22 protein-coding genes and 4 pseudogenes are annotated in these 26,702 nt (G+C 67.8%); 10 read left to right on the forward strand and 16 right to left on the reverse strand.

Translation table 11 applies throughout. The annotated features are described in order from the left end of the window. Positions 1–739: 739 nt before the first annotated feature. Entirely contained in the window at positions 740–1,627 is an 888-nt protein-coding gene (locus tag QF035_RS45430) for a hypothetical protein (protein ID WP_307527761.1), read from the reverse strand. Positions 1,628–1,813: 186 nt separating this feature from the next. On the opposite strand from QF035_RS45430, the gene QF035_RS45435 reads away from it, so the two are divergent. Continuing rightward, positions 1,814–2,146, forward strand: a complete 333-nt coding sequence (locus QF035_RS45435) for an ATP-dependent DNA ligase (RefSeq protein WP_307527764.1) — start codon at positions 1,814–1,816, stop codon at positions 2,144–2,146. A gap of 302 nt (positions 2,147–2,448) precedes the next feature. Here the strand turns inward: QF035_RS45435 and QF035_RS45440 are convergent, their stop codons facing one another. Further along, on the reverse strand, positions 2,449–4,158 hold the full coding sequence (locus tag QF035_RS45440) for a hypothetical protein (protein ID WP_307527766.1): 1,710 nt from the start codon (positions 4,156–4,158) through the stop codon (positions 2,449–2,451). A gap of 812 nt (positions 4,159–4,970) precedes the next feature. After that, a complete protein-coding gene (locus QF035_RS45445) occupies positions 4,971–5,552 on the reverse strand; it encodes a hypothetical protein (RefSeq protein WP_307527768.1) in 582 nt (193 codons plus the stop codon). Between the two features lie 48 nt (positions 5,553–5,600). Here QF035_RS45445 and QF035_RS45450 point away from each other — a divergent pair. The 3 genes and pseudogenes from QF035_RS45450 to QF035_RS45460 all read left to right on the forward strand — a co-directional run. Further along, positions 5,601–5,948 (forward strand): annotated as a pseudogene (locus QF035_RS45450) (transposase); the annotation flags it as partial. A gap of 134 nt (positions 5,949–6,082) precedes the next feature. Then, complete coding sequence (locus QF035_RS45455) at positions 6,083–7,777, forward strand: IS4 family transposase (protein WP_307527770.1); 1,695 nt, start codon at positions 6,083–6,085, stop codon at positions 7,775–7,777. A gap of 24 nt (positions 7,778–7,801) precedes the next feature. Beyond that, positions 7,802–8,260 (forward strand): annotated as a pseudogene (locus QF035_RS45460) (IS5 family transposase); the annotation flags it as partial. A 92-nt stretch (positions 8,261–8,352) separates the two neighbouring features. On the opposite strand, the gene QF035_RS45465 reads toward QF035_RS45460, so the two are convergent. Further along, a complete protein-coding gene (locus QF035_RS45465; RefSeq protein WP_307527772.1) occupies positions 8,353–9,021 on the reverse strand; it encodes a hypothetical protein in 669 nt (222 codons plus the stop codon). Between the two features lie 306 nt (positions 9,022–9,327). Here QF035_RS45465 and QF035_RS45470 point away from each other — a divergent pair, with 306 nt between their 5' ends. Next, positions 9,328–9,531: a cold-shock protein gene (locus QF035_RS45470; protein ID WP_307527774.1), complete on the forward strand. Its 204-nt coding sequence runs from the start codon at positions 9,328–9,330 to the stop codon at positions 9,529–9,531. Between the two features lie 340 nt (positions 9,532–9,871). On the opposite strand, the gene QF035_RS45475 is transcribed toward QF035_RS45470, so the two are convergent. The 10 genes and pseudogenes from QF035_RS45475 to QF035_RS45520 all read right to left on the reverse strand — a co-directional run bounded on the left by QF035_RS45475 (position 9,872) and on the right by QF035_RS45520 (position 20,522). Then, a complete protein-coding gene (locus QF035_RS45475; RefSeq protein WP_307527777.1) occupies positions 9,872–11,164 on the reverse strand; it encodes a UDP-glucose dehydrogenase family protein in 1,293 nt (430 codons plus the stop codon). 45 nt (positions 11,165–11,209) lie between these two features. Then, positions 11,210–11,623, reverse strand: a complete 414-nt coding sequence (locus QF035_RS45480; protein WP_307527779.1) for an NUDIX domain-containing protein — start codon at positions 11,621–11,623, stop codon at positions 11,210–11,212. Positions 11,624–11,652: 29 nt separating this feature from the next. Continuing rightward, complete coding sequence (locus QF035_RS45485; RefSeq protein WP_307527782.1) at positions 11,653–13,365, reverse strand: asparagine synthetase B family protein; 1,713 nt, start codon at positions 13,363–13,365, stop codon at positions 11,653–11,655. A gap of 174 nt (positions 13,366–13,539) precedes the next feature. Further along, positions 13,540–14,718 (reverse strand): MFS transporter, encoded by a 1,179-nt coding sequence (locus QF035_RS45490; RefSeq protein WP_307527784.1) that lies wholly within the window; start codon positions 14,716–14,718, stop codon positions 13,540–13,542. Between the two features lie 258 nt (positions 14,719–14,976). Beyond that, on the reverse strand, positions 14,977–15,321 hold the full coding sequence (locus QF035_RS45495; RefSeq protein ID WP_307527786.1) for a hypothetical protein: 345 nt from the start codon (positions 15,319–15,321) through the stop codon (positions 14,977–14,979). Between the two features lie 20 nt (positions 15,322–15,341). Beyond that, positions 15,342–16,499: a GNAT family N-acetyltransferase gene (locus tag QF035_RS45500; protein WP_307527788.1), complete on the reverse strand. Its 1,158-nt coding sequence runs from the start codon at positions 16,497–16,499 to the stop codon at positions 15,342–15,344. A 108-nt stretch (positions 16,500–16,607) separates the two neighbouring features. Beyond that, a pseudogene (locus QF035_RS45505) lies at positions 16,608–16,766 on the reverse strand (SIS domain-containing protein); the annotation flags it as partial. A 477-nt stretch (positions 16,767–17,243) separates the two neighbouring features. Continuing rightward, positions 17,244–17,558 (reverse strand): hypothetical protein, encoded by a 315-nt coding sequence (locus tag QF035_RS45510; protein WP_307527791.1) that lies wholly within the window; start codon positions 17,556–17,558, stop codon positions 17,244–17,246. A 1,016-nt stretch (positions 17,559–18,574) separates the two neighbouring features. Then, positions 18,575–19,933, reverse strand: a complete 1,359-nt coding sequence (locus QF035_RS45515; protein ID WP_307527793.1) for a hypothetical protein — start codon at positions 19,931–19,933, stop codon at positions 18,575–18,577. Positions 19,934–20,024: 91 nt separating this feature from the next. Then, positions 20,025–20,522 carry a hypothetical protein gene (locus tag QF035_RS45520; RefSeq protein ID WP_307527795.1) on the reverse strand — a complete coding sequence of 166 codons (498 nt, stop codon included), beginning with the start codon at positions 20,520–20,522 and terminating at the stop codon, positions 20,025–20,027. A gap of 258 nt (positions 20,523–20,780) precedes the next feature. On the opposite strand from QF035_RS45520, the gene QF035_RS45525 reads away from it, so the two are divergent. Both QF035_RS45525 and QF035_RS45530 read left to right on the forward strand, forming a co-directional pair. After that, on the forward strand, positions 20,781–21,755 hold the full coding sequence (locus QF035_RS45525) for a hypothetical protein (protein WP_307527797.1): 975 nt from the start codon (positions 20,781–20,783) through the stop codon (positions 21,753–21,755). A gap of 25 nt (positions 21,756–21,780) precedes the next feature. Beyond that, positions 21,781–21,921: an integrase core domain-containing protein gene (locus tag QF035_RS45530; RefSeq protein WP_307531863.1), complete on the forward strand. Its 141-nt coding sequence runs from the start codon at positions 21,781–21,783 to the stop codon at positions 21,919–21,921. 823 nt (positions 21,922–22,744) lie between these two features. On the opposite strand, the pseudogene QF035_RS45535 reads toward QF035_RS45530, so the two are convergent. After that, a pseudogene (locus tag QF035_RS45535) lies at positions 22,745–23,191 on the reverse strand (DUF6245 family protein); the annotation flags it as partial. Between the two features lie 589 nt (positions 23,192–23,780). Here QF035_RS45535 and QF035_RS45540 point away from each other — a divergent pair. Next, positions 23,781–24,071, forward strand: a complete 291-nt coding sequence (locus QF035_RS45540; protein WP_307527799.1) for a type II toxin-antitoxin system Phd/YefM family antitoxin — start codon at positions 23,781–23,783, stop codon at positions 24,069–24,071. A 211-nt stretch (positions 24,072–24,282) separates the two neighbouring features. Here QF035_RS45540 and QF035_RS45545 read toward each other — a convergent pair whose 3' ends face one another. Then, a complete protein-coding gene (locus QF035_RS45545; RefSeq protein ID WP_307527801.1) occupies positions 24,283–25,350 on the reverse strand; it encodes an ABC transporter permease in 1,068 nt (355 codons plus the stop codon). Positions 25,351–25,487: 137 nt separating this feature from the next. Here QF035_RS45545 and QF035_RS45550 point away from each other — a divergent pair, with 137 nt between their 5' ends. Both QF035_RS45550 and QF035_RS45555 read left to right on the forward strand, forming a co-directional pair. Further along, a complete protein-coding gene (locus QF035_RS45550; RefSeq protein ID WP_307527802.1) occupies positions 25,488–26,123 on the forward strand; it encodes a TetR/AcrR family transcriptional regulator in 636 nt (211 codons plus the stop codon). Positions 26,124–26,392: 269 nt separating this feature from the next. Next, positions 26,393–26,695, forward strand: coding sequence for an urease subunit gamma (locus QF035_RS45555; RefSeq protein ID WP_055614092.1), 303 nt, complete (start codon positions 26,393–26,395; stop codon positions 26,693–26,695). Positions 26,696–26,702 lie beyond the last annotated feature (7 nt).

A 26,702-nucleotide genomic window follows, 5' to 3' on the forward strand; every position in this document is an offset into this window, starting at 1 on the left:
GGGCAGCCGACCGGCATCGGCGCGCAGACGTCAGGTCGGCCGAGCGGCGACTCGCCCGCCGAACCGCCCGACTGTAGAAGTGCCGCGCACCCACCAAGGCACCCGGCCGGCCAGGGACCGGATCGCCGTAAGGCGAATGGGAGCGCTCCCATACCATAGTGGCCAGCGGGACATCCGTGAATGCCCCCGTCGCATCCTCTTCTCCCCTGCCGAAGGCGGCCGGCTCGTACGCTTCCTGCCTCCTGGGAGCGCAGGAGTACGAGTGGGTCCAGACCAGGGCGAGGAAGCCGCCGTAGACGGCCGAGACGAGGGTGGCGGGTATGAAGGTCCCGTACACGGTGGCTTGCGGGCCCTTGCCGCTAGCCACCGACCGCGATCAGGACGAGTACGGCGGTGTAGATCCACACCACGGCGGGAGTCGGTGTCGGGTACACAGGGTCAGCCGCACCACCCCGGCCACCAGCGTGGCGGCGACCACGACGTGCCAGGTCAGCCGACCAACCCGAGCAGGTGCCAACCACGATGACCAAACGGCGCCAACTATCGAGACCAGAGTGGAGCATCGAGCCTGCTCGGCGGACCCCGCTGGTGTCATCTACCTCGACCAGTCACAGCTGCGATTTCGCTGGTGGAGCACCTGGTTCGGGCCTCGGAGCCGCCAACTACCGTGAACAGGTCCCGCCAACTGTGATGAACAGAAACGCAATGACCTGCGAGGAGTCCGCGGGCCATCCGCCAACTATCGCGAACGGTCACATGCGGCCAGCCGGTCAGCGCGCGCGGCCGCCGTCGTGGCCCGGCGCCGGGCCTCACGTGCCTGGCGGTCGGCTTCCCGCGCCCTTTCTCGGGCCGCGCGGTCGTCCACGCGGGCCTTTCGCAACTCCTCCTCGGCCCGTTCGAGCTCTGCGGTCAGGGCGGTGACGCGCTGCTGCCGTTCGTCCAGCCGCTGCCTGGCATCCCGTGCCTGATGTCCGGCGGCCCCTGCCTCCTCCTCGCGCGCTCGGGCTTCGCGGTCGCTCTCCTCGGCCGCCCGCCGGGCGTCGTCCAGTTGCCCTCGGCGTCGCTCCGACACAGCAGGTGAGGCGGATGTCTGGGCAGGTGACGGCGATACCGGACGGCCTGGAGGGCTGGAGCGCCGTGGCGGTGCCGTGGCGGCAGGGAAGCCGGCTGCCGGGGCGAGCGGCTTGACGAGCCGGCCCGCGGCCCACTGCCGGGCGGCGTCGGGATCGCCGAGCACCGCCTGAAGGGTTTCCTGGATCTCGCGCTGGGCTTCATCGCCGATGGGGCGGCCGGCCCGCGCGGCGAGCTGCGCGGCCTGCCGCGACAGCGCGCCGACAAGCAGCCGCTGCTGGTGGGCGAGGTCACGCAGCTGCTCACCGTCCAGCTCCTGGTGGGCCTGCCGCAGGGCCTCGCCCAGGCCGGTCAGGGACTGGACCTGGTCGGGCTGCTCACGGACCAGCAGGTTGCTGGCCCAGGCGGACATGCTGGGGCGGCGCAGGCGGCCGATCTGTTCGGAGAGCCTGCGGTCACCGGCCGTGCGGGCCGCCGCCGCGCGCTCGGCGCGGGCGGCGATGAACTCATCCGGTCGCAGCCCGTACAGCTCGTCGGCGACAGCATCCAGGTCCACCAGCGTCCTCCCAGCAGACGACGGAACCTGGGTCGATTTTCTCACTTTTGAGTGCTTATATGGTGATTGTGCTGGTGCCGCCGTTGGAGCCGATGCTCGCCCGGGCCGTCCCGCGCCTGCCGGGACCGCACATGCTTCCCGGCGCCACGCGGTTCGAGCCGAAGTACGACGGTTCTCCGCCTGCTGGTGTTCTGCGAGGCGGGCCGGGTGTTCCTGCAGTCCCGCAACCTGCGTGACCTGACCGCCGCGTTCCCGGAGATCGCCGAAGCGGCCGTCGCGCTCGGCGAGGACGTGGTGATCGACGGCGAGGCCGTCATCCACATCGAGGGCCGGCTCGATTTCGGTGCGCTGCAGCGGCGTACGAACCGTCGACCGCGGACCGTCGCCGAACTGGCCCGGCAGCAGCCGGCCCATCTCATTAGTGGAGTACGCGCGGGTTCCCGGGAGCCGACCGGTGACCGCGAGTCAGCATTTCAGCAGGTAGATCGACCCTTGGTGGCTCTTCACTCGCTGGTGTGAGATCTCAGCAGTAACTCGCAGATTCTGCGAGCGATCACCGTAATCTGCGGTTTTGTGCCAGATTTCGAAAGTCGCGTGCTAACGCTCGTGCGCCCCGGGACGGTGGCGCCCGTGCCGGTGGACCCTGCCGCGGTGAGCTGCTGCGGGCACCTACTGACCACCCGGGGCCTCAACAGCCTCTACCCCGAGGCCGCAGCTCGCGTCCTGGCGCGACCCGCCCCGCGGAGCCAGTTCGACCTCTGAGTATCGCGGCCGCGCAATTTGACGTCGGTGGCCCGGCGGGTGCCGGGATCCGGACGGCTCTACGCCCGCAAGGCCACTGCGATGAGTTCATGGATACTCGAGACGTGGCAGAGGTCTCCCACCGGCTGTGCGGCCGAGGAGTCGACCGGCACGTACGGGACGAAGGGCATTACGACCAGACCTTCGAGCGTGCATCCGTCAGGCAGGTCCACCCCGAGCGCGGATGGACGCCGGCGGATCCTCTCGAGGTAGCCGTTCCACTGCTCGCTCGCCGCCACCGCCTTGCGCGCGATCCTCCTGACAGCGTCGTAGGTACCGACCGCGTAGTCGGGCCCGGCTTGGAATGCCTTCGCGCTGATCAGCCACAGGGCCCCTGTGTGGAAGGCGACGGCGTCGATGTCCGTGATCACATTGCCGTTCTCGTCCTTGACCTTCTTGCCGATCACCGAGCGCAGCGCGCCGGTCGGCTTCCAGGGCGTGGTGTCGATCGCCGTCTGCGCGGCGGCTTCGAACGAGCTGCCCCATTCGTTGGCCGCGGCCCCTTCCCTGGCCCGCTCGAAGCTGCGCATCAGCAACGAGGTGGCGCCCGTGAGATCGACAACAAAGTAGCGCCCGACCGGCAGCACCACCCGCTCGCGGGCCAGCAGCGTGATCACTCCGCGAACCGTCGCGCCCACGCGCCAGGATGAGCCGAGCAGTTCGGGCAGCGCCGGACCGTCCTCCAAGCGAGCGATGAACCAGTCGCGCGGGCAGCGCAGATAGCCGTACTGGGACCATTCTCCCGGAACGGACTTCCAGGTTGCTCCGTGATCCGCGAGATAGGTCCAAGCCGCTGAAAGGACCGCGGCAGCGGCCTGGGTCTCCAGGGTCAGGCCGACGCCGCTGGAGAAGGCCGCGGGCGCGAGGTCCTCGACGTTCGTGCCGAGAGGGAAGACTGGGCCGTATTTCTGAAGCAGTCGTGCGAGGTCATCGCGCGAGACGAGGTCTTCGCCGCGCAGGTCCGCCCAGGTGATGATGTTCGCAGACTCGCGGCGATCCGTAACCTGTCTCGGGAACGAGCCCAGGTCATTACCGCGGCCTCCGGCGAAGTTCAGCCGGCCGTCGTAGAGCAAGATCGCACGCTCAACGGTGTCGTCCGTGTCGGCAACCTCCGGAATCAGGTGCGGTCCACCGAGCCTGAGACTCTGGCCCTTGGCCACGCGCCTACGGGCGTTGTGCACGTTGAACAGCAGCATCCCGACCGAGCACAACTCGTCCAGGTCGGTCAGGGCCTGGGGGGCAAGCCACCACCGGCTCGTAATCAGCTCGGCCGACCTGGACGGGCGACTGCTGGACCCCACCTCACTCAGGGCGAACGACAACACGGCCGCGGAGATCGAGGCACGGGCGGCAGGCAGCAGATCCGCAGGGTTGATCCGACTCGTGATTACCAGCCAGCTGAACGCGGAACGTCGATCAGCGATCTGCCGCAACTGAACACGCAGCGCGTCATGCAGCAGGGTCAGCTGGTTCCATCCGGCCTCGCCCGCCAGGACATCGCTTGTGTCGATGCCGATCCGCTGTGCCTCGGTGGCAGCCCACTCCTGCCACTTCGCCATGAACCGCAGCATGAACACGCCCCGATTCGCCTCGACGAACGGCGCCTTGAGGATCCAGGCGGGGAAATCGCGGCGCAGCCGAGGGCGCATGGTCCCGCCGAGCAGGTCTTCAAACGCGTCCACCACATCCTGGCCGAAGGGATGAGGGTACTGCCCGTCCGCCACGCGCATGTTCGAATCTTTCCCCGCTGCAACCGCCAATTGCCCTGTGCAACCGCAGGTTACTGGGCCTTAGGCGACGGTGCGACAGGGTTCGCGTGGCGGACGACTTTGTGCTGGCCGAGGTTGGTCTGCGATCACCGCGCGCACCCGGGCTCCGGCAATTCTTCGTGCCTCAGCACCAGCCACCACGTGGTGCCACGCTGCCCCGTAAGCCAACCCGTACGCGTCTCCAGCGCTGATGCGGGGTTCACTTACGGGTTCCTCTGCTTCGTGGCTCAGGATTCTAGGAACTCGCGCGGTTACGCCTTCGACCTGCTCCACCACGCGGGCACCGAGTTGCTCACCCCCTCTGGCCGTATCGCGAACGCCGCGCTGCCTTGGAGTCGCTCTTCCGGGGCCACGAACTGCGATCACCGTGGGCGCTGACGCCCGCGACTGCCGACCCGGACGAGGCTCAGGCGTGGATGCGGCAGTGGGCATCGGCCGGCGTGGAGGGGATCGTCTTCAACGTCGCCCACGTGGTGCGAGCGACGCCGCCCCTTCATCTTCTTCAACGGCATGACGAAGCGTGCTCCTTTGACGAATGCGCGCCCCACGGCCCCGGGAATGGCCGGCGGGCGCGACCGAGATCATGGCAACGACTTCCGGTCTCGCGGCGCCAGCGGCCACGCTTCAGAACCGCCGCGGATGCGGTGGCGATGATGGCACACCTGCGCTGGCCAAGGTCATCCATTCCGTCCATGGCCGGAGTCTGGCCACCGCGCGGAGCGTTGACACCGATGTGGCGGGTGGAGAGATCCACCCAGCAGGTGTGGGGCTCGTCAGTTGCGATCAGCGCGCCGGCGGGCGAGAGCCGCCGTGACCGGGTTGTAGTTGATCTGGCCACACCACAGGAGGGAGGGGTGGGGTTCGCTGTGGCGCCGGACCGCCTCCGCCAGAGTGCGCCATCCGACCTGGGGCAGTGAGATGCGGTAGCGGAGTCGGGGCAGTTCTGGTGCCAGAGGTTCGTCATCGCGGATCAGGGCACGCAGGACGGGGTCGCGGTCATCAGCCGGACCGCGGGGGACCACCTCCAGCGATACGGCCTGTGCGGTGTAGTACACGCCGATGCCGGCCACCGATTGCCACTGGATGACCTGCATGGCACGGCCGTTGTGCACCCACAGTCCGGTGTGGTCCGCGGCGATCTTCTGGTGCCGCTGCCGCCATGCGACCACCAGTAGCAGTACGCCGAGCGCGCCAACCCCCACCATGACCACTACCGCCGCGGAGACCCGGCCTGTCACCAGTCCGGCGACTCCCGCGACCCCCAGGAGGAGTGGGATGGCAGCTGCAATCAGGAGGCCCAGCACGGTTCGGCGGCCGGCATGGAGCACGGTGGCATGAGGGGATGGAGAAGGCATGACACGGGAGTTTAGACGTCATCTCATTTGGGTGACTAGACTTGTGGCGTGTCAAAGATCGTTGAGCGGCTGGTGCCGGACGAGTTGTGGGAGCTGTTCCAGCAGGTGGTGCCCGAGGCGCCGTCGCGACCTCAGGGTGGTGGCCGGCGTCGGCACGGCGACCGTGAAGTGCTGGCCGCGATCGTCTTCGTGGCGACCTCGGGCTGCACGTGGCAGCAGGTGCCGACCGCCTCGTTCGGCCCGTCCGGCGCGACGGCCCATCGACGCTTCACCGAGTGGACGAAGGCCCGTGTGTGGGCCAAACTCCACCGCCTGGTCCTCGATGAACTCGGATCCCGCGGCGAGCTGGACTGGTCCCGGTGTGCGATCGACTCGGTCAACATGCGGGCCCTGAAAACAATGCCGCGTAGTTAAGCGTCGGGTGGGCTGGTCAAGTTGACGTGCGGGCTTGGGGGTTCGGCCGGTATGCGAACGGGACCTCTGGTAGAGCAGGGAAACCGACCAAGATCTTCCTGCCACAAGAGGTCCCGTTGCCTGGCCAGTCTGCCACCTGCACACTCACCCGCACCGTCACTGTCGCCGAGGGCGTCTTCGCCCCGGGACACCTGGGCGAGCTGACCCCATACGTTCCATTCGAACTCGTCGACGATGTCCTGGCCCGCACCCGCACCGCGCAACGGCGGCTGCGCCGGTTGCCCTCCCGTGTGGGGGTGTACTTTCTCCTGACCCTGGCGCTGTTCCCCTCGCTCGGATATACGCGGGTGTGGGACAGACTGGTTGCGGGATTGCACGGGCTGAAGCTGCACCGCCCTTCCGAGAAGGGACTACGTGACCTGCGCCGTCGCCTGGGTCCCGCGCCGCTGAAGGCACTGTTCGAGGTACTGGCCGGGCCGCTGGCCCAGCCTTCGACACCAGGTGTGTGCTACCGGCGCTGGCGGACTGTGGCCTTCGACGGCTGCGGCTCGCTCAAAGCACCCGACCAGCCACGCGTCCGCGCTGTGCTGGGCAAGATCCAGCATCACTGGGGCCTGGCCGGCTATCCGGCGCTTCGGCTGATGGCCTTGTGTGAGACGGGAACCCGCGGACTGCTCGGCGCCGCGTTCGGGCCGACGAGCACCGGCGAGACAGCCTACGCCTCGAGGCTGCTGCCACTGCTGAACGCGAGGATGCTGCTGCTGGCTGACCGCGGCTTTGACGCGGATGGCTTCCTTGTCTCGGTGGCCGACACCGGTGCTCAGATGCTGGTCCGCTGCAATCCCAGGCGCCGCCCGGCAGTGCTGGCCACCCTGCCCGACGGCTCTTTCCTGACCCTCCTGGGTGGCCTGAAACTCCGTATCATCGAGGCCCGCATCACCGTGACAACCAGCGACGGAAAGCGCGTCGGCGATCACTATCGCCTGGCTACCACCTTGCTGGACCACCGCACCGATCCGGCCGAGGTCCTGGTGCGCCTCTACCATGAACGCTGGGAAGTCGAGTCAGCCTTCTATTCCCTGCGCCATACTCTGCTCAACGGGCGGGTGCTGCGCTCCTGCGACCCCTTCGGCCTGGAACAGGAAATCTGGGCCCTCCTCACCCTCTACCAGGCACTTCGCAGCGCCATGGTGGACGCCGTCGAGTCCGTTCCAGGCTCCGATCCAGACCGGGCAAGCTTCACCGCCGCCCTCCAGGCCGCTCGCGACCAGGTGGTCAGCGCTGGTGGTGTCCTGCCCACCGGCGAGACTCCCGGCACAGAAAGCACCATCGCCACTGCCGTCCTGACCGCTCCCTTGCCCGCACGCCGCTCACGCATCAGCGCCCGCAGGGTGAAGTGCCCGATGTCGCGTTATCCCCTCAAACCGGGCGAAGAGCGACCCCTGACCAGCCAGAACATCACCCATCTGGACATCAACATCCATCACCGCCCAGCCATCGCTGAATTCCCGCCAACCTCGCAGAACGCTTCGCGAGAACAGACAACCGCACCAGCCGGGAACGGCTGCAAAGACCGCACCCTCCAACTGATGCGCACCGACCCCCATCGGCCCTGGCGGGCCCGGGAAATCTCCCAGGCGCTTGAGAACACGCACTTTCGCAGCCTGTGCGCTCAACTAAGCCGCTGGGCCAAAGACGGACTCCTACGCAGAGTAAGCCGCGGCACCTACGTACTGACACCAGCATGGATCCACAACGATCAACAACTACCCCTGCAGACTCCGCCGTTGACCAGCCCACCCGACGCTTAACTACGCGGCATTGGCCCTGAAAAGGGGGAGCTGACAGGCCCGAATCCTGTAGACCGGGGCAAGTACGGGTCAAAGATCCACTTGATCACGGAGCGGACCGGACTGCCCCTGTCCATCGGCATCTCGGGCGCCAACACGCACGACAGCCAGGCACTGATCCCGCTGGTGAAGGGCATCCCGCCGATCCGCTCCCGCCGGGGACCCCGGCGACGCAGACCCCACAAACTCCACGCCGACAAGGGCTACGACTACAACCACCTGCGACGATGGTTATCCAGCCGAGGAATCCGGCACCGCATCGCCCGCAGAGGTATCGAGTCCTCGGCCCGCCTGGGCGCCCACCGCTGGACCGTGGAGCGGACGATGTCCTGGCTCGCCGGATGCCGACGCCTACACCGCCGCTACGAACGCAAAGCCGACCACTTCCTCGCCTTCACCAGCATCGCCTGCACCCTGATCTGCTACCGCAGACTCGCCAAATGAGATGACTTCTTAGGAGGCGTCGCGCGGCGTACGAACGTCAGTCGTGCTGCTCCTGGTGCGCATGGCCGTCGGACAGGAGCCGGAGGAAGCGCCTAGCCGAGGAGTGCCGCGATCCTGCGTGCGCCGTCCGACGAATTCGTCGTCAGCCGGGCCCACGACCCGTCCCGGAAGGAGATCTTGAAGTCGGACTCGGCCATGCTGAATCGCTTGGTCTCCACGCCGACGATTTCCTTCCGGGGCAACGTCCACAGGACGGCCTCGGATCCCGGAACCTTCTCGCCACCGCCCCATGCGAGAAACCGACTGCCCCGCGCCGTGTCCTCGTAGGACGTAATGCGCACGAGCCCGTCAGGCTCGGTCAGTTCGAGCTCGGTCACCATGCGCCAGGACCGCCGGGAGGGATCGAGCTGCCAGGGCAGCGTGCGAGCCGTCTCGCCCACGCCCGCCCAGATGACGGGGAAGTCGTCGACTTCGTTCTCACGCTCCTCCAGCCTCCCCCGCTTGTCGGGCGACGCGGGACTACCGAGGGCGCCGGCGATGATGTACAGCGGCAGCATCAGGAGCGTGGTGACGACCGTATGAACGTGTCGGCCGAGCTTGCCGAAGAACCCCCGTACGGCGAAGGGCTGTCCAGGGGGCCAGCCGGGCAGGTCGGGTTCTATGTCGTTCCGCTCGTGGTCGCGGAAGGAGCGCCGGTTCTCCACCGAGGCGGCGGAACCGCTCGCGAACTCGACCCGGTGGCACTCCGGTTCCCTGTCCATGCCCCTCTTCCTTCCCTGGCACTTTGGCGGGGTCATCTATGCCAAGTGAGGACACGGCACCCACGCCCCGGACCTGGGCCGGCAGTGCGCGGAGGGCTATGGGCCGGCATGCGCGACGCGGCCCGGATCACGGCTGTTGCTCTCTGGTGGCATCCGGTTTCGCCGTGTAGCGTCGTCCTCAGATGTCGTGGTTCGCAGTACCTGCCCGCGCTCCGGCGCGGGCTTCTTGCTGTGCAGTGCAGGACCAGGGCGATCACCTCCGGGGCCGCGCGGTGCGGTTCCCGATATCGACTGGAAGGCACCAGCATGGCCAGGGGAACCGTCAAGTGGTTCAACGCTGAAAAGGGCTTCGGCTTCATCGAGCAGGACGGCGGCGGACCGGACGTCTTCGCCCATTACTCCAACATCAACTCCTCCGGCTTCCGCGAGCTCCAGGAAGGCCAGGTCGTCACCTTCGACGTGACGCAGGGTCAGAAGGGCCCGCAGGCGGAGAACATCACGCCCGCCTGACGTCACCGTCGGACGTGGTCGGGCCCCGGAACATGTCTTGAGTTCCGGGGCCCGACGCATCCCGTGCCGCGGGGGGAACGACTTCCCCGTCTCGACTCGAGTGCATGAACTCGTTGCTGCTTCTGCGTGTGACGAGGTTGGCCGGGGCAAGGGGACGCGGAATTGGACGCCGACAAATGGACGAGCAAGTGGCAGGTCGTATGCCCGGGAAGCCTGACGTCCGAGGAACCTGAGCCCGTGCCGGCGTTGGGGGCTAGGTCGTGGCCATGCATTCGGGCCTCTGCTGAGCCGGCGTGCACCATGAGGTGTGACCGGTCGGGCTGGCTGGTGGCAGCCGTGGTCAGGAGCGTCCCAGGGTCTGGTAGGTCCATCCGGCCGCACGCCAGCGCGCGGGGTCCAGGCCGCCGCGGCCGTCGATGACTGTGCGGGCGGCGACCGGCAGTGTTGCAGGATCGATGCGGGCGAATTCGGGCCACTCGGTCAAGTGGAGGAGCAGGTGGGCGTCTTCGGCGGCGGCTCTTGGGTTGGCGGCGTAGTTGAGTTGCGGGTGTGACTTGCGGGCGTTGTCCATGGCTCTGGGGTCGTGCACGGTGACCTCGGCGTCCTCGGCGTGGATGCGGGCTGCTACGTCGAGGGCCGGCGAGTCGCGGATGTCGTCGGAGTCGGGTTTGAAGGCAGCGCCGAGAACGGCTACCCGCTTGCCGGCGAGTGAGCCATCGCACAGCTGCCGCGCCAGGTTGACGACCCGCTGCCGACGCCGAAGGTTGATCGCGTCTATGTGGGCGAGGAATTCGAGTGACTGGCCCGTGCCCAGTTCCGTGGCACGGGCGGCGAAGGCACGGATGTCCTTGGGCAGGCAGCCTCCGCCGAAACCGACCCCGGGGCGCAGGAAGCGGCTGCCGATGCGTTCGTCGTAGCCGATGCCCCGGGCCAGCACGGTCACGTCACCGTCGGCGGCCTCGCAGACTTCCGCCATGGCGTTGATGAAGGAGATCTTGGTGGCGAGGAAGGCGTTGGCGGCTGTCTTGATCAGCTCCGCGGTGGCGAAGTCGGCAATCACCACCGGTGTACCGGCGTCGATGGCGGCCTCGTACACCGCGCGGAGCATCATCTCGGCGTTCTGGCTCTCCACGCCCAGCACGAGACGGTCTGGGGTGAGGGTGTCCTCCACGGCGAAGCCCTCGCGGAGGAACTCCGGGTTCCAGGCCAGTTCGGCGCCCGCGGGGAGACGCTGGGCTATGCGTTGCGCGGTGCCGACGGGCACGGTCGACTTCCCGACGATCAGTGCGGGCCCGCCACCAAGATGCGTGGTCAGGGCGTCGACCGCCGCGTCGAGGTAGGTCGTGTCGGCGGCGTCGGAGTCCGTGCGCTGGGGGGTGCCGACGCACAGGAAGTGGATCTCGCCGAATGCAGCCGCTTCCTGGTAGGAGGTGGTGAATCTCAGTCGCCTGGAGGCGGTGTGCTGTGCCAGCAGCGCGTCGAGGAAGGGTTCGTGGAAGGGTGCTTGACCGGCGCTCAGGGCGGCGATCTTGTCGGGGTCGACGTCGACGCCGAGGACGTCGTGGCCGCATTCGGCCATAGCCGCTGCGTGGACGGCGCCGAGGTAGCCGCAGCCGATGACGGTGAGGTGCACAGTGTTCCCTTCGGTTGGAGGAAGAGGGCTTCCCTGGGGCTGGAGTCAGACGGCGGTGTCGGCGAGGTAGCGATCGATGGCCAAGCGGATGTAGGGCGGCATCGGCATCGGCAGGTGATCGGGCGCGAAGAATCGGAGTTCGACGCCTTCGGTCAGGGGCAGCCGCGTCTCGTCGCCGTCCCATCGAGCGCCGAAAAAGGTGATCACCTGTCCGGACCCGTACTCGTCGCGCACGTCGAACAGCTCAGTGATCGTCTCGACAGCGAGGCCGGCTTCTTCCTGCAGTTCACGGACGATGGTGCCGGGGGGTTCCTCGCCGGCATCCGTTGCACCGCCGAGCAGGCTCCAGTGACCGGGCCAAACAACACCTGGCAAGTTATCGCGCAGGTGGAGGAGGAGTTCTCCCGCTGAGTTGGTGATGATCGCGACTGCGCCACGGGCGGTGGAGGTGGAAGACATTAGCTCTCCGGAGTAGAGGGGGTCGGGGCTCACGCGCTGGCCGGTACGGGCTGGTCGGCCAGCCAGGCCGCAGCCATCAGGGCCTGCATCCGGGTACGGTCCCAGCGCCCACGGTGTGTCAGACCACCTTGCAGCAGCGGTCGCAGAGCAGCGGGAGCATCCGCCAGCGCGGCACGGATCTGGTAATCGGCCCAGGAGGCGAGGGGACCGGTGAGCCAGGTCGGGACGGGGCTGGCGAAGCCCAATTTCTCGCGGCTGTTCCAGATCTCGCGAGGCAGGCCCAGTGCCCTGGCGGTGTCCCGCAGGATCCGTTTGCCCTCCGCCGGATGCCGGATCTTGAAGTGGGCCGGCAGCTGATAGGCGAGCTCGACGAGGTCTTGCGCGAGGTAGGGGGAGCGCCGCTCCAGGCTGAATGCCGAGGCGAGTTTGTCGCTGGTCATCACCAGAGGCCTCCAGGCGGTCGCCAGTTCCGTGAGGGTGAGGGCTCGTGACAGGTCTCCGTCGGCGCGCCGCAGAGCGTCGGCGGCCAGGTCGTGGATCCGTCCGTCGGGGTCGGGGCCGCGAAGGATCAGCCGGGTCATTTTTTCTGCGGGTTGCAGTGGTTCATCGGCGGGGTGGAACAGTTTGGCCGCGAGCGGCCGGTAGGCCTCCAGCCCGGCCGCGAGGGAAGCGTCGGGGCCGAAGAGGCTGAACGCATGACGGGCGTAGCCCATCAGGAACTCGTCCGGGCCCAGGCCTCCGACCACGACCCGGATCCCGAGGTCGGCCACCGCCCGGTAGGCCATGTACTCGGAGAGCGTCGATGCATTGCCCATCGGGTAGTCCAACGCCGTTGTGATGTGGGGCAGTGCGCTGCGCAGATCATCGATGCCAGGCTCCACGATCACGAGCTCCGCACCGATGTCCTGGGCGACTGTGGCCGCGATCGCGGATTCGTCGAGGCGGTCCTGGCCGGGGTAGCGAACGGTGACGCAGACCGGCGGACGCATGAGGTAGGCGAGCAGACACGAGTCGAGCCCGCCCGAGAGAAGCAACGCGAAGTCGCCCCGGGGTACGCGCGCAGGGACCTGTTCTGTGAGCGTGCCTGAGAACGTGTCGAGGGCAGCGTTGTAGTCCTCCCCGTCCCCGGCCCACGGGTGGACGTCTTCGAGGCACCACCAGGCATGCTGGTCCACGTCGCCGGTGGTGATGTCGAAAGCCAGCACGGTGGCCGGGGCCAGCAGCTGAATCCCCTCGAAGGGCGTGGTGACGCCGAGCGGCGTCTCCACGGCGAGCATTTCCGGCCGGACGACGACCGGCGCCGGTCCGAATCCGAGCAGCGCGGAGACCTCGGAGGCGAAGGCCAGGGCTGTGCCCTCGGTCCGCCAGTACAGGGGCTTCTCGCCCAGCCGGTCCCGGGCCAGGAACAGCTTTTGGTCCCGCGGGTCGTACACGGCGAGCGCGAACATCCCGTCGAGGAGGTCGAGCGCGGCCGGGCCGAGCCTCGCCCAGATACGCAGCACCAGATGGGCGTCCGTCTCACCGGGCGCGAGCGGAATGTCCCACGAGGCGGCCACAGCACGGTAGTTATAGATCTCCCCGTTGAAGGTGAGAGCCAAGCCCGTGCCCGGATGCACGTACGGACCGAAGTCGGCCTCCGCGTCGACGATGCGGAGACTGTTCATGGCGAGCACCGCATGGCCGTCCACAGCGGTGGTGTGTCTGGTGCCGTCGGGTCCGCGGTGGGACTGCGATCGCCCCATGCGGACGACGGTGTCTTCGTGACGGGCGGAGCCCGGTCCGGCCAGTCCTGCGATTCCGCACATCTGCTGCTCTCCGAAAGGGGGTTGTGGGACCGTGCTCTGCGCAGATGCGCGAGACGGGCGATTTACGGGCGGTCAGAGTCGGCGACCGGCCAGATCCGGTGGGGAGTGTGGTCATCGGGCCGGCCTCAGGGCCCGGTGCGAGGCAACGGCGACGACACCGGCGAGCAAGACAGGCAGGAACAGGGCTGCGGGCAGGCTGCTCAGTGATGCCAGGGCGCCGATCACGGCGGGTCCGGCGAGCATGCCGAGGTAGCCGACCGCCGCGACGGAGGCCACAGCGCGTGGACCACCGTGCCCGGCGGCGGTGACCGCTGCGGGCACGACGGTGGACAGGCCCAGGCCGAGCAGGGTCCAGCCCACGAGGGCTGCGGGGACGGTGCCCACGGCAACCCCGATGCCGAGGCCTGCGGCGGCCAGTGCGGCACCCGCACGGATCAGTGGTGCCGGGCCATAGCGGGCGGTGAGGCGGTCGCCGGCCAGGCGGCCGGCCGCCATCGCCGCGCTGTAGGCGGCATAGGCGGCAGCTGAGATGGTGGCAGGCGCCTGAAGCGTGTGCAGATGAACGGCCGCCCAGTCGGCCGCCGCACCCTCGCCCAGCAGACAGGCGCCGGCCATCGCGCCCAGGAGCCAGACCCGCGGCCGCGGCCCGCTGGCCGGGCCGGGGCCTGCAGCCGTGTTCGCGACGGCTGCTTTGTCGAGGTCGGCCACGCATCGCGTCGCCGGCACGCTGGCCAGCGCGACGAACGCGGCCACCGCTCCGGCTCCGGCGAACAGGACCTCATGTGGCCAGCGGGCGGTGGCGACGGCCAGGCCGGCGCCGACAAGTCCGCCCACGCTGTACGCCGCGTGAAACCCGGACATGATCGGCCGCCCGTAGGCATCCTGGCACCGCACCGCGGAGGCGTTGGTCGCGATGTCAAACAGCCCATGAGCGATGCCGAAGAAGCACGCGGCCGTGATGAGCGCGGGCAAATTGCGGCACCAGCCGAGAGCCACCAGGGTCACGCCCAACAACACGGCAGGGCCTACCAACAGCCGGGCCGCGCCGTAATGGTGAACCAGACGACCGCCAACCTGGAGAGCGGCGACCATACCGAAGGCCGCAGCGAGCAGCACCACGGCCAGACGCCCCGCGCTGAGCTGGGCCGCGGCCTGGACGGCGGGCATCCGCGCGCCCCAGACGGCCATTACCACTCCGAGCCCCGCGTAGTAGGCGACGAGCAGGTGGCGCGCAGACTTTGGACCGTGCTGCTGGGCACCTGCCGCGGGCGGCTGCGCGATCAGGGTCATGGTCTGCTGCCCCCTGCGCCTCCGCGCGCGGCCAAGGTCTGGCTGGGAGTGAAGGGATCCGGGCTTAGGGAGCAGGGGTGTTCGAAGGCAGAGAGCCAGGAAGAATACGGCCCAGCCCCCGCTCCCGGCCGATGCCGGATGGAGCGGGGGAGAGCCAAGGGGGGCGCGACGTACGTCATGCCGGGCACGCATTGAGGCCCATCGCCCGTGCACAACGACGTAATGCTGAGTTCCTGTGGGATAAACCCCAGGTCCACATCACCGTTGAAAACCCAGGTCAGCGAGTGAGGAGGTTTGTACGCTCCGGCCGATGATCTCGTACCACAGATCCTGCTCCATTCTTTTTTTCTCCCACAGAGGGTCTTCCTTTGCCTTGGCGGCAACGGCCGCGCGATATTCTGCAATGGAATTCGTGTCGTCGAATTCCACGAGGTGATGGATGAGTGGGCGGGTACCTGAGCTCTCCATGCGCCAGCTCGTTCCTCGCACCATGCGGAAGTCTGCATAGAACCAGGGCTCCCTTTCGCTCATCCATCGCCAGAATTCCGCCTGGTGGGCGTGCGCATGTTCGGTGGGCTTGAAGGTGTATTCCAGGTAGAGCACTAATTATCTTTCTCTTGTATTCACGGAATCCATTCCGGATCGAGCGTCTCCGGCCCGGCGGATGGGGCAGCTCCAATCCAGTCCTGTGCGCGGCGGCGGTTGACAAATGTCAAGGCCCGGCCTTCGATGGAGGTGGCGCCAGAGGGAACAGCGACGAGAGCCAACGGCGTGAGTGCGGCTCCCCTGGAAGTCTTTGATTTCGATGCTGGAACCGAAAGGTGAAGTCGTCGAAAGCCGTGTTGGGCCGCGAAATCGACCGCTTCATAGTGGGTCAGGACGAAATACGCATAGTCCGGTGCTGCGTGGGACGCGCCCCAGTACCGGCCGTAAAGCCAGTCACCGTGACCGTAGAAGAGCGCTGCTGCGGTTACGTCGTTGCCCCTGTGCACGAGCGCCACGAAGGCATTCCGTGCCACGCCGGATGAAAGCTGTCCTGAGAGGGTGCGACGCATCCATGCCGTGCCGCCCGGAGAGCCGTACTTGTCGCGGGTGTTCGCCAGAAGAGGTGCCACGCGCTCGCAGACGTCGGGCGACAGCGATGTCCACTCAACTGAACTGCACGATGACCGGAAGATGCGCCGTTCGCGGCGCCACTTCATGCGCTCCTTGCTCGAGACCGACGACTCCAGCCCGGCCATCCCGTCAGTGGGCACATTCACGACAGCATCTGTCGAGTGCAGTACGGCATGCGCGAGCGGATGGGACGAGGCGATCTCCTGCGCGGAAGGGCCGGAGAGGTAGGGCCACAGGACTCCTTTGAGTCCCTTCCGGGCGGCCAGGTGCCGCGCGTGTTCCAGCAGCGCCCGGAGGATTCGGGCACGTTTGGCGGGGTTGCGCGTGATGGTCGCCACATTCGCAGTACTGCGTTGAGTTCCCAGCCAGAGGTAGTCGGCGCTCACTACGCCCGGGAGGGTGCGGGTCATTTCCTCCAGTGAGAACAGCCCAGTTGAGTCCGCATTCGTCCAGGTAGGGACGACGCCCTCAAGCCGGCCCGCAGAGAAGGCTGAGAGGACGGGACTCGGGCCGTGCGCATGCGCGAGGCCGGCCACCCATGCGTGACTGCTGTAGAACCCCCCCGGACTGACCAACGCATTCCACTCGTGCGCCGAAATGGCTGCGGGGCCGGGGAGCAGCGTGACCACGGGTGCTTCATCTCGCACCAATGTGGAGTAACTCATGCCCAATCTTCCTTGCCCGGGCGTCTTGGAATTCGGCTCACCCGGACGAATGTTGAGGTGTGGACGGTTGAGGACGTGGCGCTCTTTCATGAGATTGGGAAGCCGAAAAGAGTCGGCGTGCAGTGCGATGGCGGACAGCGGCGCCCGCTCGGTGCCGAAGCGGCCGACGAGTTCGGAGGTCAGGTGCTGGGCTTCGGCCGCCGAGCCGCCGTTGCCCGCGACCAGCAGCTGGCCGCCTGCGGGCAGTCGTTCGGCGAGGAGACGGCCCCCTCCTGGCTGCGGCCTGTGTCGAGCAGGGGTAACGCGGCGATGAGCGCCCTAAAATCACCTGCCGCCGACAGCGTTCTCACGAACGATCAGAAGGCCGTTGCCCTCGATGTCCGTACGACACCACCGCTTCGGAGCGCGATGGCCATACGGGCCTTTTGCGCCTCGCTGAGCTTCGGCGCAGCCTCCTCAATTGCTCGTATGTGAGCCTCATGCGAGGTGGGGTCGGCGACGGCACGCCGACGAGTGACCGTAGTGCTGCGATCGTGCCGTGCAGCTGCGGCTTCGACATCCAGCTTGGACATGGCAGACAACCCTCGAGTGGCAGATTGCTTGCCGACTAGATCAAGCGGGCGATAACAGTCGGGGCCTCATCATCATCTGTGTGCCAGAGCCTTTCGATACGGCATTCATATCCGTTCAGAGTGTTGGCATGAACGTCACTCTACACGATTCGACTAGTCTATCAAGGCCCTATCAATGGAACCACGAATGCCAGTCGATGTGAATCAGTGACGAGTCGAAGCCCTTGGCGCCACTCCGAGACGGCAGGATCGTCACCGTCATCAGCACGTGCAGGCTGATCCGCTTGAGCTCGATGTCCAGCGCCTTCCAGGCTGCGGCCACGTCTGGAGCCTCCACCACTTCAAGGCCAGGGTTCGACGGCTGAGGTGCGAGCAGACTGTCGATCTCGTTGAGTCGGCCACGAAGTCGGGCCGACTGCTCACGGACCTTCTCGAAGCTGAGAATGCCGTCGGCCGCCAGTCCGTCGAATCGCTCCTGAACGGCCACCCGCAACGCCTCGCGGTCGACCCCAGGATCCTCTGGTGGGGCGAACAGCTCACGGGCGTCAGGCCGGCTCAGTCGCCCGAAGATAACCGGCCTATCTGGCACTACCGTTCGAGCCGCGCCCAGCTGGTGCTGAGACTAAGCCGAAGTGGTGCGCGAGCTGCTGCGCATGGCCCGCCACTCCCGACAGCCCACTGCGTCACGTGCTCATGGGGCGTTCCCAGTACCCCTGACTGTGGCGGCGAGTGCATCCGGTACGGCCCCGGCCGTAGCTACTCCGTGCTGGGCATGGCGGCCGCTACCGTGCGGAATGCCTCCAGGAGGGGGATCAGGTCGCCGGGCGGTCCGGAGGTCGTGGCCACCAGATAGCTGCCGACGGTCCGGGCGATGCCTGTAGTCCCAGGGCAGTTCTAGCGAACCGTCCTCGGGGAGCTCTGGTTCCGCGGTCTGCGCCCACTCCTGCATCACACGGACCAGAACGCCGGAGACCGCCGCTGACGAAGTGCTGTAAACGCCGGCAGTGTTCGGGGTCCTCGATGACGGCGAGCCGTTCGGTCAGCCCACGCTGATAGAGCATGAGCTGCCGGTCGACGCGTGGCAGGACGCCGCTGTCCATCAGCAGATCACGCAGGTGAGCGGCGGTTCGCCAGGGCGTTTCCTGGTGCAGCCCGTCGTGGGTGAGCGGGGTGGTGTCGGTGGCCAGGCCCCGGAGGAGCCCGATGGCGCTGGGGTTGCGGAGCCAGATCAGGCGGCTCTTCGGCCGGTCCATCTCCAGCAGTGCCGACAGCCTCCTTCCGCTGGGCTGTGTGCCGCTCGTCGTCGCGGCGACCCGCAACGCCCAGCACGTCGCGACGCTCCCGCTGATCTCGTTCAGGTCCGGGACACGGACACCCGGGCAGGCCCTTGAAAGAACAAACCCCGGCGACATCGCTCCAGCGAGCGAGGGGTCATCCAGGGAGTTCGCGGCCTCATCTGCCGCGCCAGTCTTCTGAGGCCGGGCGGCGGTTCCTGGGAGCTTGCTAGTCCTTGCCGAGGAAGACCGACTTGAACAGGTCGGCCGCGTCGATGAGGGGCTCGGTGGGTACCCGGAGCTCACCACTGGTCACGACGTCGTTGCCGTCCTCGGTGAGTTCCCACGAGACCTCCACCGAACTGGCCTGGGGATCCCTCGCGATGATCACGTAGTCGTCTCGGTCGCTCGTCCAGGGTACGTTCGGGCGGAACGACTCCGGAGTGAGCACAACTTCAGCGTCCTCGCCGTGGTTGCTCCAGGTCACGGGATACCCCCGTGGGAGGGGTCGCAGAGCCGAGTAGTCGAAGCTCGGCAGGAACGGATCGTGCGGCCGCAGCACTGGTTCGACGGTCTGCTCGACGTCGGCGTCGTCCGGCTCGAGGTAATCCAGCAGCTCGCAGTGATGGAACGTCAGAACCAGGTGCGGCTTGGCCACGAAACGATCGCGGCTGACCACCTGGACGCCGGCACCCGGCATCCCGACGCCCAGGAAGTGCTCCCGAGCCTTCGCGATGTGCGCGGCCTTCTTGCTCTGCCATGCGGCGAGGGCCTGCTCCCGGTCCTCCGTCGACAGCCGCTTCGGGCTGCCGAAGACGTTCGAAGCCAATTTGAACGACGTCGAGGCGAAGGTGTCTTCAGCCGGTGTCGGCTGCTTGGTGAACTGCTCTTCTTCGTAGCCGCGCAGGCCTTCCAGGATCTCGTCCACGTGGTCGACCCTGCAGATCGGGCCGAGCAGTTGCACCTCGAGGTCGATCGGTGGCTTCCCGCCCCGGCGGACGCGCTCGACGAGGGCGAGGACTTCTCCGGAGCGTGCGGGCCGCGTGTTGCTGGTGCCTCGCACGTAGATCGCGCCGTCCTCGATGTTGTCGCGGCGGTCGTCGCCCTGATAGCTCTTGTGACACGGGAAGATCGTCTGGCCATCCTCCGGCGGCTGGGCGATGACGAACAGGACCTCGTGGTCGGAGTCGATGCCGATCCGGCCGAACTCGAAGGCCGGGAACTGGGGCCCGAGGTAGGGGCGGAGCCGGTCCTCGAGTTCGTGGGCCTCGGTTCCGCGCGGTACTCCGGGAGCGCTGTTCTTCTGTGCGCCGATGACCAGGACCGCGTAGCCGTGGAAGTGTCGGGCCGCTTCGCCCGGACGCCGGTTCGCTGCGCCCAGGAGGAACTTCGCGATCTTGGCCGTGGTCGCCTTGCTGTTCATGTCGAGAGGGCTCTTGACCTCGAGGTAGGTCGCCTCGGCCTCGTCGCCGACAGCGACCACGTGGTTGAGAACGCCCCGCAGGGCGCGCTCACCGAGCGGGATGACGCTGGTGTCGAGAGCGGACGTCCTGGCGTCCGAGTCGCCTGAAGGCGAGAGTTCCGGCATGCAACGATTCTCCCTTCATGTAGCCGGTCCCGGACGCGGAAGAGCTGTCTCGCCCTGCTCTTGTTGACACCGCTTACTCAGGGCTCGATCGCTACGAATGTCGGTTCCGGCCGGGCCGACCATGCGCCAGACGCTGAGCTTCGGCTGTGACCTCGGCATCGAGCTGGGCCAACGTCCTGTTCCCGTACTCGACGATGTCGTACTCGTCATCAAGCTCAGCAAGGCGCTCGGCGAGGGGTAGCTGGTGGCCGAACCACTGGTGGATGCGCAGAGCAAGCTCTTGCGGCGTCAGCCGGCCCGCCAGCATCTGGCGCGCGAGCGCCCGCACGGCAGCGTCCTGCCCGGCCTCGCTGTCGCGCGGGTAGAACACAAGGTCCAGCTCGTCGAGTACGACGGGAAGCAGGTCGGGAACGTCGTACTCCGCCTCGGCACGTGTGTATCCGGCGAGAACGCGCAGTGCCGGGCTGTCTAGTCCGGCAACGAGTGCAGCGCAGCCAGCCTCGACGACATCGTGAGCATGGGCCTCGCCGATACTCCAGAGAACAGCGAGATCTTGCAGGTCATCGGTTGCGGCTTCGATCGGCGACACCTACGCATGATCCCCTGCACGAGATAATCCCGTCGACCGCCTTTCGACTCTGGCTCCGACCGCGCTGACGGACGATCTTCTCCACAGACAGTCGCCCGTGACCAGCGCGAGTACCCCGAGGATCGGTCACACAAGCAATTTGACCTGCGACTTCAAGTTGGCGGAGGCATCACTGATGCGCACAGTCGTGTGTGTCGCGTGCCGAACTCGCGATGGTGTTTTCCTGCCTCGGACCTATTTCACGCGGAGAATGGTTCCATGGAACGGCGGATCGACTTCTCGCGCGACCGGCGCATGCTGTGCGGGGCGTGCGGCCACCAGTGGCGCGTCGATCTGGACTGGATCGACCGGTGGGAGCAGGGGGAGGAGACCTGCCCCGGCTGTGGCATGACCTGCGAGCACGAGGACTCGCCCCGGGTGACGGTCGACCCCGATGACCCGGCGCTCGACGACGACCGGGTAGCGCGGTTCTTCTGGTACCACACGAGCACGCAGCCGGACTGGCCGACGTGCATCTTCGATCCGGCCGCCGTCCTCACGCCCGAGACCCGCATGATGATGGGCGGCGGTGAGCATGTCGCCGCTTGGGCCGCACGCCAGCGGGCAAAGGCGCTCCACATCGGCACGTACGAGGCCGCGGTCCACAACATGCTCAGGCAGATCCGCGACCAGGCCGACCGGGGCAACCAGTTCTACCTGTACCGAGTCCATCTGAATCCGTCCGTCGTGGTTCGCGAGGGCTGGCTCATCGATCCCAGCGACTTCGTCGGCGACGTCGTCCTCGACAAGGTCTGCCCTCCAGGCGTCGACGTCGCCCGCTACCTGAACTACCACGAGGACCCCGGCGGGCTCTCCCTGGCGCTGGGGCGGGAAGTGATCGCCGGCGTTCAGCAGGTCCCAGTTCCGCTCCCGGATGCCTGGGACGCCGACTGGGTGAGAGAGGCCGTCGCGGCTCTCGAGGGCGTGAGCGGCATCGCCGTCCCGGCGACCGGCAAGCCGGCCCGCCGCATGCAGCCGCCTTGGTCGCGAGCCGTCCTGGGCCGAGAGCTCGGTGCGTCTCTGGTCGGCAGTCTGCCGGTCAACCTTCAGGACCAGTTCGCGTCGGCTGCCGCGTTCGCGGAGGGAGAGGATCCAGAGCAGTGGGCGCGACGGACCAGCGGCCTGTTCGATCTGATCGACGATCCGACTCGCGTGCTGTCGGCGCTCGGCAAGGCTGAGCACCGACAGGTCTGAGGACCCAGGCAGAGAAATTTCCCGGATACCCCTCTACAACGAGCAGCACGCCCGGCACGTGCTCACCGAGTACGCCGCGCACTACAACACCGGCAGGCCCCACCGGGCACTGCAGCTTCGCGCCCCCCCCGCCGACGACCCCGACGCCAGGACGCCAACGCGCTGACCGTCTCGGAGTCGGCGCTGGAGGACTTCTACGCCCGCTTTGAGCCCCCTCACGACGAGGGCGAGGAGATCATCGAGCCCGGCTCGTTCTGACCTGTAGGGGTCCGATCTACTTCAGTAAACGAGTCCGTATCTCAGCAGTAGATGAGCACTCGACGGTCTACATGAGCAGATGGCGCGCTGACCAGCAGAGACGGAATCCGGGAGCTCGGAACCCGGGCAGCGTCAGCCTGAGCCGCTGCTCAAGTACCGGCGCCGCAGGGCTGTCGGGACGGCCTCCACCACCTCGATGCGAGTCATCGCGGCCCGCTGCGCGGCCTTGACCTCATCGGCCGAGACCTCCGCGGGGTTGCATGACCCACTTCGCCTCGATACTCGCGGCCCGCGCCACCAGCCGCTCCTCCGGCGGAAGCACCAGCCTGGCCCTTCCAGAAGAGGCGCAGCGAAGTACGAACGGCGTCCCTGTGGAGCCCCGGTCGTGTCTCCTGGGAGACGCCACCCGGCATCCCTGCACAGGTGAGTCCTTCGAAGGCTCTGTGTGCGACGCCAGTGCGGCACTGTCGGGGCATGCGCGAGACACCGTGAGGACGTGCGCAGAACTCCAAGAGGTACACCGGCATCAGTCGGCGTCTTATCGATGTCCCCGTCGAGTCTCGTTCGTGTACCGATGAGTCACCTCGGCGCGCTTCCTTGGCCAGCCGGTTCCACTCGTTCTCCTCACGCCGCTGGGCCTTCAGCGCCTTCCTCGCCGCGGCCTCCTCCATCTGCTTCGCCCGCACCCGCCGCACGTTCCCGGGAGTCGGCATCCCCGCCACCAGCGCCTCCTACAGGCCGACCGACTTGAGCATGTTCAGCAGGATGTCGGTGTTGCCGATCGCAGTCTCCAGCGCCTCCCGGGCCGCCTCCAGCTGTTCGGCCTGCGCGGCCAAGGTGTCCACGTCGCCCTGGGCGACGGCGTCCTGACTCGCGGCGATCACGCCGAGCAGCAGGTGCAGGCCACTCGCCGCGTGCGCGGCAGCCAGCGGGATCGGCCCGGTCGCATGGTGCTGGGCCATCAACCTGAGCGGCGTGGCGGCCCGCAGGGCCTGCCAGCGGATGAACTCGACACGCTTGACCGGGTCGTCCTGCCCGGCACCTGCGACCTTCAGCTGTGCCTCCCACGACGCGTGGCGGGCGTCGTCGTCCAGGACGACACCGTCGGCGAGCGCCGCCTCCCTCTGCACCATGCCGAGCAGGGCGTTGACCAGCCGGACCCGGTAAGCGTCCTCTCCGCCGAGCCGGGCTGATCAATAGTGCACAGGTGGTGGTCGCGGCGTTTGCCTGGTCATAGGGAGATCGCATGCGAGGTACCACCAGTCATTTGCGCTATCCACCCGGGGTCGGCAAGACCATGCTGTCCGTCGCGCTCGGGCGGGTGGCCCTGCCCATGCCCGCCCGTCCTCCCGGCGGCGCACCAAGGCCGCCTGCGCAGGTACCCCGAGGTCGCCAGCGCTGTGACGATCACCCGGCTCTACCCCCGAGCCGATGGGCGAGGCAAACGGCCGGGATCAGGCCGCGCGCATGAGGCCCACCACGGCTTGCCGATACGGAGGCTGGGCGGAGATCCGCCCAGCCTCCGGTGCGTCGACGGGCAAGCACCCGCCCGGCCGGAGTTCTGCGCAGGGCCCCTCGGAGCGGGGCGTCCCGCCGCACCGGAGACCTGCCAGGATTCAGTGCGACCAGATAGCTCTTCGTCTCACCTCGTCTCACACATTTCTCACAGACGAGAGCGCACGGGAGCACGTGAGAGCCCCTGACCTGGAACTTTGATGTCGTCACAGACCACGGTGAACCAGATAGACGCGCCGTAAACTGGGGAGCATGGCCTACGAGATTCCGGTGACGCAAGCCAGGGCTGAGCTCGCCGACCTGATCAACCGGGTGGTGTACGGCGGGGAGCGCGTCGTCGTGACGCGGCACGGGAAGCCGCTTGTCGCTCTTGTGTCCGCGGCTGACCTGGAGCGACTTGAGAAACTCGATGCGGCGATCGAGGCGGGGGTGGAGTCGCCGGTGGTCAGTGCGGTGTCGAGTGTTCGGGAGGTGGGTTCCGCTCCTCGCGAACGGCAGCGGTTCGGGATTGCGGCGGAGCATCGGGCGCCGGGGGCGTCCTAGGGCGGGTTGGGGTGGGTGTTGCGGATTGTTGCCGGGTGCGGGTGGGTGGGGGTTGATCGCGCAGTTCCCCGCGCCCCTGGGTGGGTGGTCGTCGAGGTGAGTCGCATGCGCAAGCCTGAACAAGTCGGCGCGCGAGGTCGCGTACCCCTTGAACGCGTATGACCGTGCACCCCTGTCCGCTACTTCAGGGGTGCACGGTCGGCTCTGTGGGTCAGTTCGCCGGGGCGGGCTCACGCACTGAGGGGGCTGACTCGTTGGTCTCCCTGCGACGCTTGAGTGCGCTGCCGAGGAGGACTGTGCCGAGTCCCAGGGCGGCCCACCAGGTCAGGGTGAGGGCCGGGGCGGATGCGGCGGCTCCGTCGAAGAAGGAGATCGAGCGGAGCAGTGAGACGCCGGCGCCCGGCGGCAGCCACTGACCGATCGTCCCGACCGGGTCGGGCAGCATCTCGGGTGCCGTGGCGGCGCCGGAGAACGGGTTGCCGAGCATCATCACCACGAACGCGCCCAGTCCGATGCCCGGAGTGCCCAGCAGGGCCGCAAGTCCCGCGACGGCGGCGCCGACCGCCAGTGTGGCCAGGCCCAGGGCGCCCGCCTGGGCCCACCAGTTCCCGGTGAGCGCGCCGAGCCAGCTGCCGGCGAGCGCTGCCGCCACCAGGCCGACGAGTGCGGACGCGCCGACCAGGGCGGCGATCGCGCGCCGCCCGCGCAGCCCGAGCAGGGTCACGACGGCTCCCGCGGCGATGCCCGCCAGCGTCAGCGGCAGCACGCTCGACGTCAGGGCCGAGCCGCGTGGGTCGTCCTCGGCGGCCGGTACGACGTCGACGGTACGCACCTGTGCGCCGCCCGCCTGCTGGGTCACCGACTGCTGGAGCAGCTGAGCCACGAACGGGCTCGCGGCCGAGGCGGTCAGCAGCTTCGGCCCCTGCTCGGTGACGACCGCCGCGCCGTATACGGTCCGGTCCTCGATGGCGTCCCGGGCGGCGGCCTCGTCGGCGTAGCGGTGGATCTCGAAGGCGCCCTCGTGTTCTGTGAGCTGCTTCTCGACCTGGGCGGCCGCTGTCGCCGGGCCCGCCACGCCGAGCGGCAGATCGCGCGGCGCGGTACGGGCCGCGGGCCAGGCGAAGGCCCACAGGGCCAGAGCCACCAGCACGGGCACCAGTACCACGACGGCGACGACATGGCGGCGGTGCGACGACGAGGCCGACTGCTGCGGCGACCGTGACGGCTGCGGTGAGCGTGGTGGCGCGGTCCCGGTGTACGTAGCGGATTTGGCGGACATGGTCTCTTCCCTTGATGTGGATGGCGATGGGGGGCCGGCAGTCACTAAAAAGAAGGATCGTTCGTTTTGCTCGTTCCGTCACTGTCCTGCGGGTGCCGTGACTTGTCAAGAAGGAATGTTCGTTTTAGCTTTCAGTCATGGCTCGTGTATCCCAGGCACACCTCGACGCCCGTCGCCGCCAGATCCTCGACGGCGCGGCCCGCCGCTTCGCCCGTAACGGGTTCCATGCCACGTCGATGCAGGACGTGCTGAAGGAGGTGGACCTCTCGGCGGGCGCGGTCTACCGCTACTTCAGCGGCAAGGACGAGCTGATCGCGGCCATCGTCACCGAGGTCCTCGGCGGTATTCGCGAGGCCTTCGAAGAAGCAGCCCGGCAGACTCCGCCCCCGCCGCCCGACGTACTCGTGGGCCGGGTCATGACCCAGGTGCTCGGCCTCGGGGGCGGCGAGGCGAAGCACGGGCTGGCGTGGGACGGGGATGCCTCCTTCCCCCGGCTGATGATCCAGGTCTGGACGGAGACACTCCGTGACAGCGAGCTGTCACAGGTGCTGCGCACGGGCTTCAGCACCGTGCGCGCGGCCTGGGTGAAGGTCGTCGAGGGCTATCAGGAAGCCGGGTTGATGCGCGCGGACATTCCCGCCGACCACGTCGCCAGGACGATGATCGCCACCGCGCAGGGGTTCGCCGCCCAGCAGGCGCTCTTCGGCTCGGCGCCGGTCGAGGTGATCCAGGACGGTCTGCGGGCGCTGATGAGCATGGAGCAGCCGCGTTGACGCCGACCGGTCCGAGCGTGCGGCACACACCGACGATCAGGTCCGCCGGTCGGCTCGTGGTCCGCAATCCCCGCGCGGCGGTTAACGTCCCTGAAATCCCGCGCAACTAGCCTGCACCACCACGTCACCAGGGGTTTTCGCAGCCCGGGACGCGCAGAGTCGCGCATTCCGGCCGCGTACCGCAGTCGCGTACTGCATCCGAATCCTTCGTGGTGGCTGCGGCAACCGGACCCCGCACGGTCCGGAGCGAGGACTGTGAGGTGGACGCCGTGCAACTGACGCCGCACGAGCAGGAGAGGCTGCTCATCCATGTGGCCGCCGATGTGGCCGAGAAGCGCCGGGCCCGGGGGTTGAAGCTCAACCACCCCGAGGCCGTCGCCCTGATCACCTCGCACATCCTCGAAGGGGCCCGGGACGGGCGTACCGTCGCCGAGCTGATGGCCTCCGGGCGCAAGATCCTCACCCGCGAGGACGTCATGGAGGGCATCCCCGAGATGATCCACGACGTCCAGGTGGAGGCCACCTTCCCGGACGGCACCAAGCTCGTCACCGTCCACGACCCGATCGTCTGACGGGGGG

The sequence above is a fragment of the Streptomyces umbrinus genome (assembly GCF_030817415.1).
Classification (GTDB): Bacteria; Actinomycetota; Actinomycetes; order Streptomycetales; family Streptomycetaceae; genus Streptomyces; species Streptomyces umbrinus_A.

Bases quoted from the DNA above. Each gene is read 5' to 3' on its own strand.
- QF035_RS45465 (WP_307527772.1), bottom strand. From the start codon at position 9,021: ATGGACAGGGAACCGGAGTGCCACCGGGTCGAGTTCGCGAGCGGTTCC.
- QF035_RS45550 (WP_307527802.1), top strand. From the start codon at position 25,488: ATGGCTCGTGTATCCCAGGCACACCTCGACGCCCGTCGCCGCCAGATC.
- QF035_RS45490 (WP_307527784.1), bottom strand. From the start codon at position 14,718: ATGACCCTGATCGCGCAGCCGCCCGCGGCAGGTGCCCAGCAGCACGGT.
- QF035_RS45470 (WP_307527774.1), top strand. From the start codon at position 9,328: ATGGCCAGGGGAACCGTCAAGTGGTTCAACGCTGAAAAGGGCTTCGGC.
- QF035_RS45525 (WP_307527797.1), top strand. From the start codon at position 20,781: ATGGAACGGCGGATCGACTTCTCGCGCGACCGGCGCATGCTGTGCGGG.
- QF035_RS45500 (WP_307527788.1), bottom strand. From the start codon at position 16,499: ATGAGTTACTCCACATTGGTGCGAGATGAAGCACCCGTGGTCACGCTG.
- QF035_RS45545 (WP_307527801.1), bottom strand. From the start codon at position 25,350: ATGTCCGCCAAATCCGCTACGTACACCGGGACCGCGCCACCACGCTCA.
- QF035_RS45480 (WP_307527779.1), bottom strand. From the start codon at position 11,623: ATGTCTTCCACCTCCACCGCCCGTGGCGCAGTCGCGATCATCACCAAC.
- QF035_RS45445 (WP_307527768.1), bottom strand. From the start codon at position 5,552: ATGCCTTCTCCATCCCCTCATGCCACCGTGCTCCATGCCGGCCGCCGA.
- QF035_RS45540 (WP_307527799.1), top strand. From the start codon at position 23,781: ATGGCCTACGAGATTCCGGTGACGCAAGCCAGGGCTGAGCTCGCCGAC.
- QF035_RS45485 (WP_307527782.1), bottom strand. From the start codon at position 13,365: ATGGGGCGATCGCAGTCCCACCGCGGACCCGACGGCACCAGACACACC.
- QF035_RS45440 (WP_307527766.1), bottom strand. From the start codon at position 4,158: ATGCGCGTGGCGGACGGGCAGTACCCTCATCCCTTCGGCCAGGATGTG.
- QF035_RS45515 (WP_307527793.1), bottom strand. From the start codon at position 19,933: ATGCCGGAACTCTCGCCTTCAGGCGACTCGGACGCCAGGACGTCCGCT.